Here is a 762-nt window from a genome sequence, read left to right as displayed (position 1 = left end):
GTCGGGGCGAGGCGCATTTTCTGACTGTCCGTCAGAAACGCGTGCGCTGTCAACCCGTCCGCCCCCGCACACGACCGCGCCGCAGACGACCCACACGACCGCCCCCAGACGACCGCGCCCCCCCCCCCCCCCCCCCCCCCCCCCCCCCCCCCCCCCCCCCCCCCCCCCCCGCGCGCCCGCGATCGGAATCGCGGGCGCGCGGCCTCAGCCCATCCCCATGAACGCCCGGCTGGTCAGGCCGGCAGGGCGCTCACTCGGTCACCACAGCTTGTGGAAGACGACGGTGGTGGTCTCGTTGTGCGTCACGTTGGTCTGGTCCACGTCCGCACCGTTGCCGTTGACGGTGGCGTTGTTGGCGTTGTTGGTGTTGTTGCCGTCGCCCACGGCGCCCTGCACCTGCGAGCTGGAGCTCGCGTTGGAATTCGATCCGTCGTCCGCGAGAGAGCCGTTGTCCGCGTGCGCCACACCGGACATGACGGCGACGGCGAACGGAAGGGCGGCGGCGGCCGCGATGACGCGGGCGGTACGGATGCGTGCCATGTTCAATCCTCCAGGAACCGTGAGAGCGCCACGGAAGCGCGCTGCACCGTAAGTGCCTTTGGTCCGCCTGCAGTTGGCCGACTGCGGGGCGGTCTCGCTGTACGACGTCGCGGGTCCAGAGTTGCCCATCGCACTCCGGGTGAACCCCTCCTGACGGATTGATTCCCCCGCAAGTATGACGACGTGTCGATAAACCCCCGTACGCCCCCGACTCCGCCCTCC

1 protein-coding gene is annotated in these 762 nt (G+C 70.3%); it reads right to left on the bottom strand.

All coding sequences use genetic code 11. The annotated features are described in order from the left end of the window. Positions 1 to 258: 258 nt before the first annotated feature. Positions 259 to 540 carry a hypothetical protein gene (locus AB8Z75_RS35110; RefSeq protein WP_369209211.1) on the bottom strand — a complete coding sequence of 94 codons (282 nt, stop codon included), beginning with the start codon at positions 538 to 540 and terminating at the stop codon, positions 259 to 261. Positions 541 to 762 lie beyond the last annotated feature (222 nt).

It is taken from the genome of Streptomyces sp. PU-14G (assembly GCF_041028275.1).
Lineage (GTDB): Bacteria > Actinomycetota > Actinomycetes > Streptomycetales > Streptomycetaceae > Streptomyces.
Note: the sequence above shows the minus strand (reverse complement) of the source record. Positions and strands in the feature narration are given on the sequence as shown.